The 12,953-nt window shown below is 55.6% G+C and carries 13 protein-coding genes; 5 read left to right on the plus strand and 8 right to left on the minus strand.

Features of this window, described 5'->3' with window-relative positions:
• The first annotated feature begins 10 nt into the window (after nucleotides 1-10).
• Both ACEE09_RS00965 and ACEE09_RS00970 read left to right on the plus strand, forming a co-directional pair.
• A complete protein-coding gene (locus tag ACEE09_RS00965) occupies nucleotides 11-1,483 on the plus strand; it encodes a TrkH family potassium uptake protein (protein WP_449081236.1) in 1,473 nt (490 codons plus the stop codon).
• The gene (locus tag ACEE09_RS00970; RefSeq protein WP_449081238.1) at nucleotides 1,476-2,153 is read left to right on the plus strand and encodes a potassium channel family protein; all 678 of its coding nucleotides are present in this window, start codon (nucleotides 1,476-1,478) and stop codon (nucleotides 2,151-2,153) included. The genes ACEE09_RS00965 and ACEE09_RS00970 overlap by 8 nt, the downstream gene beginning before the upstream one ends.
• 449 nt (nucleotides 2,154-2,602) lie before the next feature.
• Here ACEE09_RS00970 and proC read toward each other — a convergent pair whose 3' ends face one another.
• The 6 genes from proC to ACEE09_RS01000 form a co-directional block, all read right to left on the minus strand.
• Nucleotides 2,603-3,451 (minus strand): pyrroline-5-carboxylate reductase, encoded by an 849-nt coding sequence (gene proC / locus ACEE09_RS00975; RefSeq protein WP_449081240.1) that lies wholly within the window; start codon nucleotides 3,449-3,451, stop codon nucleotides 2,603-2,605.
• Nucleotides 3,452-3,487: 36 nt separating this feature from the next.
• The gene (locus ACEE09_RS00980) at nucleotides 3,488-4,303 is read right to left on the minus strand and encodes a sugar phosphate isomerase/epimerase family protein (RefSeq protein WP_449081242.1); all 816 of its coding nucleotides are present in this window, start codon (nucleotides 4,301-4,303) and stop codon (nucleotides 3,488-3,490) included.
• Between the two features lie 2 nt (nucleotides 4,304-4,305).
• Nucleotides 4,306-5,292, minus strand: coding sequence for a Ppx/GppA phosphatase family protein (locus tag ACEE09_RS00985; protein ID WP_449081244.1), 987 nt, complete (start codon nucleotides 5,290-5,292; stop codon nucleotides 4,306-4,308).
• 73 nt (nucleotides 5,293-5,365) lie between these two features.
• A complete protein-coding gene (gene topA / locus ACEE09_RS00990) occupies nucleotides 5,366-8,191 on the minus strand; it encodes a type I DNA topoisomerase (protein WP_449081246.1) in 2,826 nt (941 codons plus the stop codon).
• Nucleotides 8,192-8,324: 133 nt separating this feature from the next.
• The gene (locus ACEE09_RS00995) at nucleotides 8,325-8,744 is read right to left on the minus strand and encodes a pyridoxamine 5'-phosphate oxidase family protein (protein WP_449081248.1); all 420 of its coding nucleotides are present in this window, start codon (nucleotides 8,742-8,744) and stop codon (nucleotides 8,325-8,327) included.
• A gap of 9 nt (nucleotides 8,745-8,753) precedes the next feature.
• Nucleotides 8,754-10,394: a DUF7059 domain-containing protein gene (locus ACEE09_RS01000; protein WP_449081250.1), complete on the minus strand. Its 1,641-nt coding sequence runs from the start codon at nucleotides 10,392-10,394 to the stop codon at nucleotides 8,754-8,756.
• A 59-nt stretch (nucleotides 10,395-10,453) separates the two neighbouring features.
• On the opposite strand from ACEE09_RS01000, the gene ACEE09_RS01005 reads away from it, so the two are divergent.
• Genes ACEE09_RS01005 through ACEE09_RS01015 form a run of 3 tightly spaced genes read left to right on the plus strand, consistent with a single transcriptional unit; the run spans nucleotide 10,454 to nucleotide 11,396 of the window.
• On the plus strand, nucleotides 10,454-10,771 hold the full coding sequence (locus ACEE09_RS01005) for a thiamine-binding protein (RefSeq protein WP_449081252.1): 318 nt from the start codon (nucleotides 10,454-10,456) through the stop codon (nucleotides 10,769-10,771).
• On the plus strand, nucleotides 10,771-11,214 hold the full coding sequence (locus ACEE09_RS01010; protein ID WP_449081253.1) for a pyrimidine dimer DNA glycosylase/endonuclease V: 444 nt from the start codon (nucleotides 10,771-10,773) through the stop codon (nucleotides 11,212-11,214). Before ACEE09_RS01005 ends, ACEE09_RS01010 begins: the two co-directional genes overlap by 1 nt.
• Nucleotides 11,215-11,255: 41 nt before the next feature.
• The gene (locus ACEE09_RS01015) at nucleotides 11,256-11,396 is read left to right on the plus strand and encodes a hypothetical protein (protein ID WP_449081255.1); all 141 of its coding nucleotides are present in this window, start codon (nucleotides 11,256-11,258) and stop codon (nucleotides 11,394-11,396) included.
• A 137-nt stretch (nucleotides 11,397-11,533) separates the two neighbouring features.
• Here ACEE09_RS01015 and ACEE09_RS01020 read toward each other — a convergent pair whose 3' ends face one another.
• Nucleotides 11,534-12,067: a GyrI-like domain-containing protein gene (locus ACEE09_RS01020; protein WP_449081256.1), complete on the minus strand. Its 534-nt coding sequence runs from the start codon at nucleotides 12,065-12,067 to the stop codon at nucleotides 11,534-11,536.
• A 2-nt stretch (nucleotides 12,068-12,069) separates the two neighbouring features.
• Nucleotides 12,070-12,948, minus strand: coding sequence for an oxygen-dependent tRNA uridine(34) hydroxylase TrhO (gene trhO, locus ACEE09_RS01025; RefSeq protein WP_449081258.1), 879 nt, complete (start codon nucleotides 12,946-12,948; stop codon nucleotides 12,070-12,072).
• Nucleotides 12,949-12,953 lie beyond the last annotated feature (5 nt).

Below are 12,953 nucleotides of genomic sequence, written 5' to 3' on the forward strand. Positions count from 1 at the left end.
GGTGAAAAAGATGAGCAAACTTGTGCGCAAAGCCCAGGATCGCAAGCAAACTCCCCCAGCAACCACAGAGGAGCACCTGGAATACCACCAGCTACTTCACATCGTGAAGCTCTCAGCAGCCATCCAGGCCCGCATCACTCACTTTCGCGATGTCATAGACCGTCTTTTTGGCTCCTCGTCCTCCCGCATTGCCATCGCAGCCTTCTTACTGGTCATCATTTTCTTCTCCTTCATGCTCTACACTCCCTGGGCTTCACGCAACGGGCAGCAGGTGGACTTCCACCATGCAGTATTTACAGCAACCAGCGCAGTAACCGTCACCGGCCTGACCACGGTATCCACCGCCGAACAATGGACCTTCTTCGGTCAGCTCATGATTCTCTTAGGCTCCCAAATCGGTGGACTAGGCACACTCACCCTCACCTCCATTCTGGCGCTAGCTGTGGGCCGCAAACTGGGCCTACGCTCCAAAATCATCGCCCAAGAATCCCTAAACATCGGGCGCCTGGGTGAAGTTGGCTCCGTGTTACGCACCGTAGCTTTCACCTCCATCTCCATTGAAGCCCTCATCGCCCTCACCCTCATTCCCCGCTTTCTCATACTGGGTGAACCCCTCTGGCAGGCCATCTGGCACGGCACCTTCTACGCAGTCTCATCCTTCAATAATGCAGGCTTCACCCCCCATACAGACGGCATCGTCCCCTACGGCCACGACCTCTGGATTCTTTTCCCCATAGCACTAGGGGTCATGGTCGGTTCCTTAGGGTTCCCGGTAATTTTGGTCTTACGCAACAACCTGCGCTTTAGCAAGTGGAACCTCAACGCCAAGCTCACCATTATCGGCACGCTGGTTCTCTTTGCCCTAGGCTCCTTGGCCTGGGGCGCCCTAGAGTGGGGCAACGAGCACACCGTCGGCAGTATGAGCGTGGGCGATAAAATGCTCAACGCCGCCTTTGCCTCCATCATGACCCGCTCTGGTGGCTTCAACATGGTCAATATGGCAGATATTCACCCCGTCACCATGCTGCTGACCGATGTGCTCATGTTTATCGGTGGCGGTTCAGCTTCCACCGCTGGCGGCATCAAAATCACCACCATCACCGTGGTCTTTCTGGCCATCTTGGCCGAAGCTCGCGGCGACCAATTCGTGGTGGCTTTCAACCGCACCATTCCCGACGCCGTCCTGCGCATCGCCATCTCCGTCATTATGATGAGTGCCATGTTCGTACTGGTAGGCACCACAGCCATCATGCTCATTGGCAATGTAGGTTTAGACAGGGCCCTTTTTGAGGTCATCTCAGCCTATGCCACCTGCGGCCTCTCCACCGGCCTATCAGCCCAGTTGCCGCCCTCTGGTACCTACATTCTTTCTGTGCTCATGCTCGTTGGCCGTATCGGTACTATCACCGTAGCCACTGGGTTAGCCATGCGCTCGCGCCGCCGCCTCTACAAGTTCCCCGAAGAAAGGCCCATCATTGGCTAGAAATGACTTCCGCCCAGCCCATAGTGCCCCCGTGCTGGTGATTGGCCTAGGACGCTTTGGCTCGGCTACCGCAGCCCAGCTAGTTCGCCAGAATAAGGAAGTGCTGGCGGTTGAAAAAGACCCCGTGCTGGTACAGAAATGGTCAGGCGACCTCACCCACGTGGTTGAGGCTGACGCTACCGATATGAACGCCTTACGCCAGCTAGGGGCACAGGATTTTACGTCCGCCGTGGTGGGTGTAGGCACCTCTGTTGAGGCCTCGGTCCTTATCACCGCTAATCTGGTGGATCTGGGTATCGAGCGAATCTGGGCTAAAGCAATCACCCCTTCACATGGCAAGATTCTCTCCCGTATTGGAGCACACCAGGTTGTTTACCCTGAGTCAGATGCCGGAGTGCGGGCAGCCCACCTGGTTTCGGGCCGTCTACTGGATTTCATCGAGTTCGATGATGACTTCGCCATCGTAAAGATGTTTCCGCCTAAAGAGACTCACGGTTTCACTTTGGCTGAATCGGATGTGCGCTCTAAGTACGGGGTAACCATTGTGGGGGTGAAGTCTCCGGGTGAAGAAATCACCTATGCAAGGCCCGATACGCGGGTGTCTTCACGGGATTTGCTGATTGTCTCAGGCCAGGTAGACCTGATAGAAAGATTCGCCGCCCGACCCTGATGTTTTTTCGCCTACAAGAGATGTTTGACTACGCCCTATTCCACCCTGCGCATAGAAAATATTCAGGTGGCTTGTGAAATAGTTCGTCTTTTTTCAGGTTTCAAGGTGCACAAACCCAAAAACTCGCATATAGTTATAACTACCTCTAAAGGTGCGAGTGATTACTGAACGGTCCGCGAACCCGTTCAAGTAACTCAAAACCTGAAGACACCCCGATGGTTCCCCCCTAATCCCATCACCTTCAGGTTGCGAGTCTTCTCATAAGGCCGGATCCCTACCGGTCAATGAGAAAGCTAAAGGCCAGTCCGATTCCCTACGGACTGGCCTTTAGAGTATCCAACAAGAATCTTCACCCATCACACAAAGCAGGCTGCACCCCTACCTAACACCAGGTTTTTAGTGGCACAGCCTGCTCTTATCACAATCTGATCGTCACATATTCTCTAGCCCTATTGTTCAGAGCTGAATTCTTCTGTCATTTCATCATTTCGCGTCAAGCAGGCCCGCATAGCTGTCTCCGTCAGATTAAAAAGGCCCCCCTCAATATAGGCCGTAATTGCCCGATCAGTAGTGCCATTAGGGCTAGTCACAGCCTTACGGAGAGCCTCAGGGTCAGCCTCAACATCCAAGAGATAACCGGCCCCTGCAAGAGTAGCAGCAGCCAACTCGGTAGCAGTCTTTTCATCAAGCCCCAGCTTCACACCCGCAGCGGCCATCGTCTCTGCCAGCAAGAAAGCATAAGCGGGGCCAGAACCAGACACAGCGGTCACCGCCCCCATCTGCTCTTCCTCAACCTCAATCACCTGGCCAGCAGCACCCAGAACCGCCATAGCAGCGTCCTTAAGCTCCTCTGTGACACTCTGCCCCGCAGAAATAGCCAACACACCCTTACCCACCCGGGCAGGAGTATTAGGCATACAACGAATGACAGGCTGCCCAGCAGGCAGGGCCCGCTGCAAAGCCTCTAAGGTAATACCAGCAGCAACCGATACCACCACAGTATGCTCCCCCAGAGCCGGTGAAATCTCACGGGCAAGATCAAGAATGGCATAGGGCTTAACACCCAACAAGACAACCTCAGCGCCCTCAACGGCTTTCAGATTAGCCTTCGCATCATCCTCACCTGCCAGGATAGTAACCTGCTGGGCCCCCTCCCCCAGTTTCTGGCGCAATCTAGCAATGCTGGCGTGAGAACCAACAGTTGCACGCACAGAAGCCGGGTCAGCACCAGCAGCCAGCAGCCCGGAGGCGATAGCACCGTTCATAGAGCCAGTTCCAATAAAAGCAACAGTAGTCATGGTCTTATCCTTCACATATGACAGGCAGTTGAATATTTATCTCGCGAGGTGGGTGCGGGCAAACTGCAAGGTCTCATAGAGCATGTCATCACGCGCCCCTGCCCCCTTGGCCTTACGAGTTGAGACTTCAGCACAGACCACACCCTCAAAATCACTGGCAGCAATGTATTGCAAGGTCTCAGCAACGGGCTGAGTACCGTGACCAGGGATGAGATGCTCGTCCATGACCTTATCGCCAGAACCATCAGTCAGGTGCACATGCCCCAGGCGAGAGCCGATACGTTTGACGGCCTCCAAGGAGTCATCGCCTGCGGCAGCTGCATGGGAGAAATCCCAAGTCATCCAGTCATAGTCAAAACGGGAAGGGTCCCAGTGCGGGGCGTACATCTCTACCGCACGGCCCTTAACCGACCAGGGGTACATGTTCTCCACAGCAATCTTGACCTGCTCAAGCTCCGATATTTCACGCACACCGGCCACAAAGTTCTTAGCATAGAGCCGCTGCCAGCGGAAGGGCGGGTGGGCCACGATGACGTCCGCACCCACAGCCTTAGTCATCTTGGCAGCCATCTGCATCTTATTCCAGGCCCTACCCCAGACCTGCTGGGTCAACAACAAGGTAGGAGCGTGAATAGCAGAAATAGGAATCTGATACTTCTGAATTAGGTCAAGAAGGTCATGAGGCTCCTGGGAGAGAGCCGAGTGAGTGATCATGACTTCCACACTGTCATAGCCCAAATCTACTGCGGTAGAGAAGGTTTCAGGCACGCCCAGAGGGAAGAGACAGGAGGTTGAAAGAGCCACCGGTACAGGTGGGCGGGAAGGCTGCTTGCTAGGTTCTGTGGTGCTCATAGCTAGTCCTGCACAAATTCGGAGAGAGAACGGGGGTCAATCATAGCTTCAGGGCCCTGCTGGGAAAGGTAGTTCATGCGCCGTAGCACCAGGCCCTCACGCAGGGCCCAGGGAGAAACACGCAGACGCTCAACACCAAATATCTCCATGGCAGATTCTGCGGCGATAGCCCCAGCCAGCATCTGCTCAGCACGCACAGCTGAAACACCCGGCAGCCCGGCACGCTGGTCAGGGTCCATAGCCTCAAGACGGCGGGTCCAGAGTTTGAGGTCTTCCAGCAGCATTTCACGTTTAATGAAGGGGCCTGCCGAATAGGGCGCAGCCCCACAGATACGAGCCAGCGAACGGAAGGTTTTAGAGGTTCCCACCACCATATGAGGCTGACCATAGGCAAGAAGCTGGTCAGCTACCGGCTGCAGGGTCTCACGCACATACTTGCGGAGCTTCTTAATTTCTTTAGGTGAGGGCACCGGGCCACTCAACCAGTCACCAGTTAAGCGGGTAGCACCCAAGGGTACAGAAAGAGCATCGTCAGGGTAGGCGTCCATACCGGTAGAGAACTCGAAAGAGCCACCACCAATATCGAAATTAAGGATGCGCCCAGCCCCCCAACCCTGCCAGTGGCGCACCGCGTGGTAGGTGATAGCAGCTTCCTGATCACCGGTAATTTCGGTCAGGTTGACACCGGTCTGATTCTGCACATGTTGCAGCACCTCCGGGCCATTCTTTGACTCACGGATAGCACTGGTAGCAAAGGCCAGCAGGTCCTCTGCACCATGCTTGATAGCGTAGAGCACCGCAGACTTCACAAAGTTCGTCAGACGGTCCCGGCCCTCATCGGTAATATTGCCGCCAGAATCGATGTAGCGCACCAGCTGTAAGGGTTCCTTATGAGAATCAGTGTAAGCCTCAGGGCGGGAACCGAGCTGCCCTTCAATTAGAAGCAGATGGCCAGTATTTGAGCCAATATCAAGCACGCCAAGACGCATGAGTCCCCCTAGAGTGGTGACAGAAAGTTTCCTGCCTACCAGTCTACAAGGAGGACCCCCACGCTAGAGGCGGCTACTCACCCGATTTCTGAGCAGTACTCTTCTTCGGAGCCGTCTTCTTGGCAGTAGTTTTCTTAGCGGTTGCCTTCTTAGCTGCCGGTTTCTTCGCCGCGGTCTTACGCTTGACCGGGCCCTTAGCCCGCTTTTCAGCCAGCAACTCCACCGCACGGGTATGAGTCAAAGACTCAATAGTCTCACTACGGGGCACCGTAATATTAGTGACCCCATCGGTGATATAGGGGCCAAAGCGGCCGTCCTTGACCACAATCTTCTTTTCAGAGACCGGGTCAACACCAAGCTCCGCCAGCGGGGGCTTAGCCGCCCCGCGTCCGCGCTGCTTAGGCTGAGAATAAATCTCTAGAGCCTGCTCTAAGGTAATAGAGAAAATCTGATCCTCAGTTTCCAGCGAACGAGAGTCAGTACCCTTCTTCAAGTAGGGGCCAAAACGGCCATTCTGGGCGGTAATCTCCGTACCCTCAGCATCAGTACCAACCACCCGCGGCAGGCTCATAATCTTCAGGGCATCATCTAAGGTGACAGTAGCTAAATCCATTGACTTGAAGAGAGAGCCAGTACGGGGCTTTTCAGCCTTAGGCTTCTTCTTAGGCTTAGGCTTACCGTTCTTGTAGTACTCGGTGGGCTGGGCCTCCATCCAAGCGGCGATTTCTTCCTCGCTCATCTCGGGAATCACCTCAGTCACATAAGGGCCAAAACGGCCATCACGAGCCACAATGGTGCGCCCGGTAGCCGGGTCGATACCCAGTTCACGGCCATCGTTCTTACCGGCTTCAAGGAGCTCTGCAACCTTCTCTTCGGTCAGCTCATCAGGGGCCAAATCAGCCGGAACGTTGGCACGAATCGGGTCCTTGATTTCACCGGTCTCGGTATCAACTTCCCCACCAGTTTCAAGGTAGGGGCCGAACTTACCCACCCGCAGGTTCACGCCGGGGGCAACCTCTACCGAGTTAATGGCGCGGGCGTCAATATCGCCCAGGTTATCAACGATAGGTTTGAGACCCCGCTGCTCTGCCCCACCAAAGTAGAAGTTAGAGAGCCACTGGGGGCGGGCCTCTTCACCGCGGGCAATACGGTCAAGGTCTTCTTCCATCTCAGCGGTGAACTCATAATCCACGTACTTAGCGAAATGCTCTTCAAGCAGGCGGACGGCCGAAAAAGCGGTCCATGAGGGCACCAGGGAGCCGGAGCGGTTATTGACATAACCACGGTCCATGATGGTAGAAATAACCGCCGCATAGGTAGAGGGGCGGCCAATCCCCAGCTCGTCCATGGCCTTCACAAGGGAAGCTTCAGTGTAGCGGGGCGGGGGTGAAGTTTCGTGGCGGGCAGCTTCAATATCGCTACCGCTCAAAGAATCGCCTTCAGCCAGGTTAGGCAGGCGCTTATCGCCCTTACCTTCTTTGGCCTCGCCCTTGCCCTCTTCGCCGCGTAGAGCGTCCTTACCTTCTTCATAGGCGGCCAAGAAACCGCGGAAAGTAATCACAGTACCGGAGGCTGCGAACTCAGCATCCCGGCCATCTGCGGCGGTAGCGCCCAAGCGGACGGAGGCAGTGGAACCCTTAGCATCAGCCATCTGGGAGGCAACGGTGCGCTTCCAAATCAGCTCATACAGGCGGAACTCATCAATGCTCAGGGCACTCTTAACCTCAGCAAGGGTGCGGAAGGAATCCCCGGCGGGGCGGATTGCCTCGTGAGCTTCCTGGGCGTTCTTAGACTTGGAGCTATAAACGCGCGGGGAGGCGGGCACAAAATCGGCGCCATAGAGCTCAGAGGCCTGCTTACGGGCGGCCTGAGTCGCCTGGTCAGACAGGGCAACCGAGTCGGTTCGCATATAGGTGATGTAACCGTTTTCGTAAAGACGCTGGGCTACCTGCATGGTGGAGCGGGAGGAGAAGCGGAGCTTACGGGCAGCCTCCTGCTGCAGAGTTGAGGTAGTAAAAGGAGCAGCAGGGCGGCGGGTGTAAGGCTTAGTGTCAACCGAGCGGACGGCAAAAGCAGCAGAGGCCAAGGCGTCAGCTAGGGTGCTGGCGGCAGTTTCGTCCAGGTGGGCAACCTTGTTACGGGCACTGACCTTGAGGACGCCGTCATCAGCGAAGTCCTTACCGGTAGCCACGCGGGCCCCGTCAACCGCTGAAAGCTTGGCGGTAAAAGATTCAGCAGAGCCGGTGGTGAAGGTTCCGGTCAGATCCCAGTAGGTGGCTGAGCGGAAGGCCATGCGTTCGCGTTCACGCTCTACGACCAGGCGGGTTGCTACGGACTGCACACGACCTGCGGAGAGGCCGCGGGAGACCTTGCGCCAGAGCACCGGTGAGAGTTCGTAACCGTAGATACGGTCAAGCACGCGGCGGGTTTCTTGGGCATCAACCAGGTTGCTATCAATCTCGCGCAGTTCCTTAAAACCGCGTTGGATAGCTTCTTTGGTGATTTCGGGGAAGGTCAGACGGTAGACGGGCACCTTGGGTTTGAGCACCTGCAAGAGGTGCCAGGCGATAGCTTCACCTTCACGGTCACCATCGGTTGCCAGGTAGAGGGCATCGGACTCTTTGAGTAGGCGCTTGAGCTCGGTGACCTTCTTTTTCTTATCAGAGTTCACCACGTAGTAGGGCTCAAAGCCCTCTTCCACGTTGACCGCGAACTTACCAACGGGACTCTTTTTGAGTTCATCGGGTAGTTCAGAAGGCTGGGGAAGGTCACGAATATGCCCCATGGAGGATTCAACGATAAAAGCATCGCCCAGGTACCCGCTGATGGTTTTCACCTTCGAGGGGGATTCCACAATCAGCAGTGACTTGCCGTGCTCGGTGGTTGCCTTAGTGGGCACTGAGGGCTCCTTGGGGTCGGTTTTTCGCATGTATGCATAACAATAGCCGACCTACGGGGCATCGTGTCCACTTGGACGGGTGTGACCTGCAAGGGCAGCTAAAAGGGCGCAGGAGAGCCCTAGCCCCGCAGACTTAGAGCTCGTGGGCAGGTTCTGCCCCGATTTCAAATTCCCGCCCGCTGATACTCACCGGCTCCACCTCAACCCAGTTGGTCTTATAGGTCGGCAAATAGGCGCGCAGCCCCAGGGCCTCAACAGCACCGATATCAGCTTCGCTGGTGAGCCACTGGGCGTTACCGTGCACAACAACAGAGCGGGCGATGCCGTCCTTAATCTCATCAATTTCAAAGGCAGCTTTACGGCTAATGACGACCTCTGAGAGCTTCTGGCCGGCGGCAGTGCGGAAATAGATTTTCTTCTCGTGCACCACAAAATTGACGGGGTAGATATCTACCTCCCCGCCTACAGCCAGGGCTAGGCGGCCAAACTCGTGCGTGCCCAGCAGCTCCCAGCAGTGGTCTTCAGACAGGGTTTTAATAGGGTTCTCTACCATGGCCTCAGTCTAGTCTTTCTGGTCAAATCGCAGGAAACTCTTCTCTAGGAGTTCACGCATATTACTGATTAATACCCGCTGCGGCTCCTCACCCTCCCAGCCCAGCAGGGCAGTCAAAGCCCCCACAATTTGGCCGGCACTCAGTTCCCCATCGCAGGCAGAGACAAAACCTGAGGTTTCAGTAGTTTCTAAGATAGTGCGACGCAACCCGGCACCGGCCCGCAGCAAAATAACAGAAGGGTGCTCAGAACCGGGGGTGAAGTGACGCTCTTCAGTCACGTCCCCCGCTACCACCAGGTGCTGCTCAAGAAGCTGGGCATCACTCAGAGCAGTGACCTGGTCATAGTGCTGCACAGCCTCAGTGATAAAAGGGGCGATAGGCTGCTGAATGGGGTAAGTGATTTCTTCAAAACGGTGCAGACGCTCCCCCGCGGACGCCGGGTCAGGCTGACGCAACCAAATCATGCCAAAGCCGATTGAGCCAACACCACGAGAAGCAAAATCACGCAGATAAGCGGTGTAGGCAGCTTCAAAGTGGGCCGGGTCGCGGTTTTCACTAGCATCGCGTAACCAGGTCTCAGCGTACTGTTCAGGTTCCAGCACCTCACGCTGAATGAACCAGGCCTCGGTCTGCTCGCCCACCCAGGCGCGCGGACGGGCAGCCCAGTCGGCGGGGCCGTCCTGCCCATCAACGGGAATTTCCCAGTTACCCAGCATCTGGGCCCGCCCACCAGGGGCCAGAACGCTAGGCAGCTGTTGCACCAAGGTTGAGACAATACCGTCACCAGCCATACCGCCATCACGGTAAGTAAATTGGTCTTCAGGGGTCTCCTGTTCACTGCGCGGGGTGATGACGAAAGGCGGGTTAGAGACCACCAGGTCAAAGGTCTCACCGGCAACCGGCTCCAAGAGGGAACCCAAACGCAGGCTCACCCGCTCCTCAAGGTGAGCAACATCCAGACCCAGGGCCGAGGCATTCAGCAAGAGGTTAAAGCGGGTAAAGGCCAAGGCCCGCTCAGAAATATCGGTAGCAGTCACATGACGAGTGTGGGCCAGCAGGTGAAAGACCTGGATACCGCAGCCAGTACCCAGATCAAGGGCCCGGTCCACAGCGGTACGCTCGGTTAGCTGCGCTAAGGTCAAGGACGCATGACCAATACCCAGCACATGGTCCCTACGCAGCACACCAGGGCGCTGGTGGGCACCCATATCGCTGGCCACAAAGAGTTCGGTCCCATCATCGGCCGCATGGGGGCGCAAATCCACAGCCGCCTGCACCAGACCGTTTTCGGCAGGTTCTGCCAGCCCCAAGCTCAGGAGCAATTCTAGGCTCCCTGGCCCCAGGGCGTCCTCAAGTTCTTCACCAGCTAGTGCAGCACCAAACAAGAAGAAACGCACCAGCTGGGCAAGGTTACGCTGGGCCGCAGTGAACGTTTCTGAAGTGGGCTCTTGCCCCAAAATCTGGTTCACCCGGTAGAGACCGGGCACCACCTGATCCCGCGTCATCGCCTCAAAAGCACGAGAACCCAAGAGCTTTTCAACACCGTCATAGGTGTAATTCAGCTCAGTCAAAGCAGCGTGCAGACGGGCCAGGGCAGCAGTATCGGCGCTCACGGGTGCGCCGGGAACACAAGAAAAATCGGAAGTCATCACACCCTCTATTTAACCGTATGCGCACTTTAAGCGTCACCGCGCGGTACGGTAGAGACATGTTATTCGCTTTTTCAGTTGCACCCACCGGCGGCGGCGACCCCTCCGGTTCCGTTCACGACGCCGTAGCAGACGCTGTCCAGATTGTTCGTAATTCAGGGCTACCCCACAAGACCGACTCCATGTTCACCACCATCGAAGGTGACTGGGATGAGTGCATGGCCGTCATCAAAGCAGCCACCGAAGCTGTGGGCAAGTACGGCAACCGGGTTGCCCTGGTACTCAAAGCCGATATTCGCCCCGGCCACGATTCTGGAGAAATCACCGGCAAGGTTCAACGCCTGGAAGAAGCCATCGCCAACAAAACCCAGCCTTAATGCGCATCTGGTCAGTTCACCCCTGTCTGCTCGATGCTAAGGGGCTGGTGGCCTGCTGGCGTGAGACCCTGCTTGCCCAAAAAGTGCTTCAAGGGCTCACCAAGGGCTATACTAATCACCCCCAGCTTGACCGATTCAAAGCCTCCAGTAACCCTCTGGCCTACATCTGCACCTACCTGCACGGCTTGGCCGATGAGGCAGATAGGCGGGGCTATAACTTCAACCGGAGTCTCTTGCTACTACCACCCCAAGAGAGGCTGGACCCGCTGCCTGTCACATCAGATCAGCTCGATTACGAACTAGATTTTTTGGCAGAAAAAGTAAAAGCCCGTTCGCCGCAGTGGTATGACCAGCATTTTGCCAAGCCACCCTTGAAAGTGCCCCACCCGCTTTTCACCGTGGTACCCGGGCCTGTTGAGAGCTGGGAAAAGGTTAAAGGGTAAACAAACTGTTCTCTTCTAGAGGTTTGGGTTATATTTACCTTATGGCAAATGCAGAAAAAATTGCTGAACTGGAAAAGTCCATCGCTGACTGGAAAGAAAAGGCCGCTAACGGTGGCCCCGACTTCATCGCAGAGATTATTGAGAAGCTCGAAGCTGAACTAGCTACAGAGCAAAACTCCTAAAGACTCTTCCCTTCGGTATTACCACATCAGATAACCGTTCATCAGGTGCCCGCAAAGGCACCTACAGTAGAAACACATACCTCCCGCACATCGCACTGCGGGAGGTATTTTCTTACCCAAGCTGCCGGTTACCCTACCTACTGGGCCTGTGGGCTGGTAACTGCCTGCCAGAGATACATACGATAGTTCTCATTGGTCACATCACCCGGCCCATACACCTCAAGGCACACCCCGGTAGGTTCTAACCCCTTCGAAGGGATAAAAGTCTGAGCCAGGTAATCAAAGCCCTCCCTAATATGGGCAGGAGGGACGCCAGGGGTAATAGCCCCCTGCACCAAGACAGTTGCATACATAGCAGCAGGGACCATAACCCCCGTCAAACCCAAAGCCGCAACGTCCTTAATACCGCCTGGCACAATAAAACCTGCCGTGTAGGTAAAGCCGGTGTCCTCCGCATCAGGCATGACCACACCCACCTTCTGCAACTTTTCAACCGCAGCCAGGCGCTGACTAGCCAGCTCGCTCTCACCCGATTCAAGCTGACTGTACAGACGCTCCCACCAGGAGCCAAAGTCGCTCTCTTCGGTCGCAGAGTCAGTGACACCAGCAACCATGAAAGTGCCGTACTCAATCAAGGCTGTTTCGTAGGCCGGAGTTTTCTGCTCGCTCATACCTAGGCAGTCACTGCCTCACGCTCAGCCTGCACCTTAGCCTGGCAATCAGGGCACAGGAGCACCAGGTCGCGCTTTCCCTCCACATCAAGATTGACGAAGGTATTAGCCTTAGCACCACAGTGCTCACATTCGCCGATAGTGACAGTATCGGGTGAGAAGTTCATGTGCTGGCGCTTATCAAAGATATACAGCGAGCCCTCCCAGAGACCAGAATCGCCGTATTTTTCGCCGTAGCGCACAATACCGCCGTCAATCTGGTAAATCTCTTTAAAGCCCCGATTCTTCATCAAGGCAGAAAGAATTTCACAGCGGATACCACCGGTGCAGTAAGTGATAACGGGCTTGTCTTTGAGATCATCGTACTTACCCGACTCAATTTCTGTAATGAAATCATGGGTGGTGCGAACATCGGGTACAACAGCGTTCTTGAACTTACCGATTTTAGCTTCAAAGGCGTTACGGCCATCGAAGAAAACAACCTCGTCACCGCGTTCTTCAACAAGCTTGTTCACCTCCTCAGGCTTCAGGTGCACACCGCCACCGACAACACCGTTCTCATCGACAACCAGCTCATCAGGGCTACCAAAAGCAACAATCTCATCGCGGGCCTTAACAGAAAGGCGGGGGAAATCGCTGGCCCCACCGTTTGACCATTTAAGCTCCAGCTTTTCAAAACCAGGGTACTGGCGGGTGGTCTTACCGTACTGTTTCAGGGCGTTAATATCGCCACCTAAAGTACCGTTAATACCGTGCTTAGAGATCAGGATGCGGCCGGTCAGCCCCAGCTTCTCGCACAGGGCACGCTGCCAGAGCATCACAGCTTTAGGGTCAGTTACAGGGGCAAAGCAATAATAGAGAATAATTTTTTCTTGAGACACACCCC

It is taken from the genome of Rothia sp. 88186D007BW (assembly GCF_053544215.1).

Coding starts and splice junctions, on each gene's coding strand:
- ACEE09_RS00965 (WP_449081236.1), top strand. CDS start 11: ATGAGCAAACTTGTGCGCAAAGCCCAGGATCGCAAGCAAACTCCCCCA.
- proC (WP_449081240.1), bottom strand. CDS start 3,451: ATGACTACTGTTGCTTTTATTGGAACTGGCTCTATGAACGGTGCTATC.
- ACEE09_RS00980 (WP_449081242.1), bottom strand. CDS start 4,303: ATGAGCACCACAGAACCTAGCAAGCAGCCTTCCCGCCCACCTGTACCG.
- ACEE09_RS00985 (WP_449081244.1), bottom strand. CDS start 5,292: ATGCGTCTTGGCGTGCTTGATATTGGCTCAAATACTGGCCATCTGCTT.
- ACEE09_RS00995 (WP_449081248.1), bottom strand. CDS start 8,744: ATGGTAGAGAACCCTATTAAAACCCTGTCTGAAGACCACTGCTGGGAG.
- ACEE09_RS01000 (WP_449081250.1), bottom strand. CDS start 10,394: ATGACTTCCGATTTTTCTTGTGTTCCCGGCGCACCCGTGAGCGCCGAT.
- ACEE09_RS01005 (WP_449081252.1), top strand. CDS start 10,454: ATGTTATTCGCTTTTTCAGTTGCACCCACCGGCGGCGGCGACCCCTCC.
- ACEE09_RS01010 (WP_449081253.1), top strand. CDS start 10,771: ATGCGCATCTGGTCAGTTCACCCCTGTCTGCTCGATGCTAAGGGGCTG.
- ACEE09_RS01015 (WP_449081255.1), top strand. CDS start 11,256: ATGGCAAATGCAGAAAAAATTGCTGAACTGGAAAAGTCCATCGCTGAC.
- ACEE09_RS01020 (WP_449081256.1), bottom strand. CDS start 12,067: ATGAGCGAGCAGAAAACTCCGGCCTACGAAACAGCCTTGATTGAGTAC.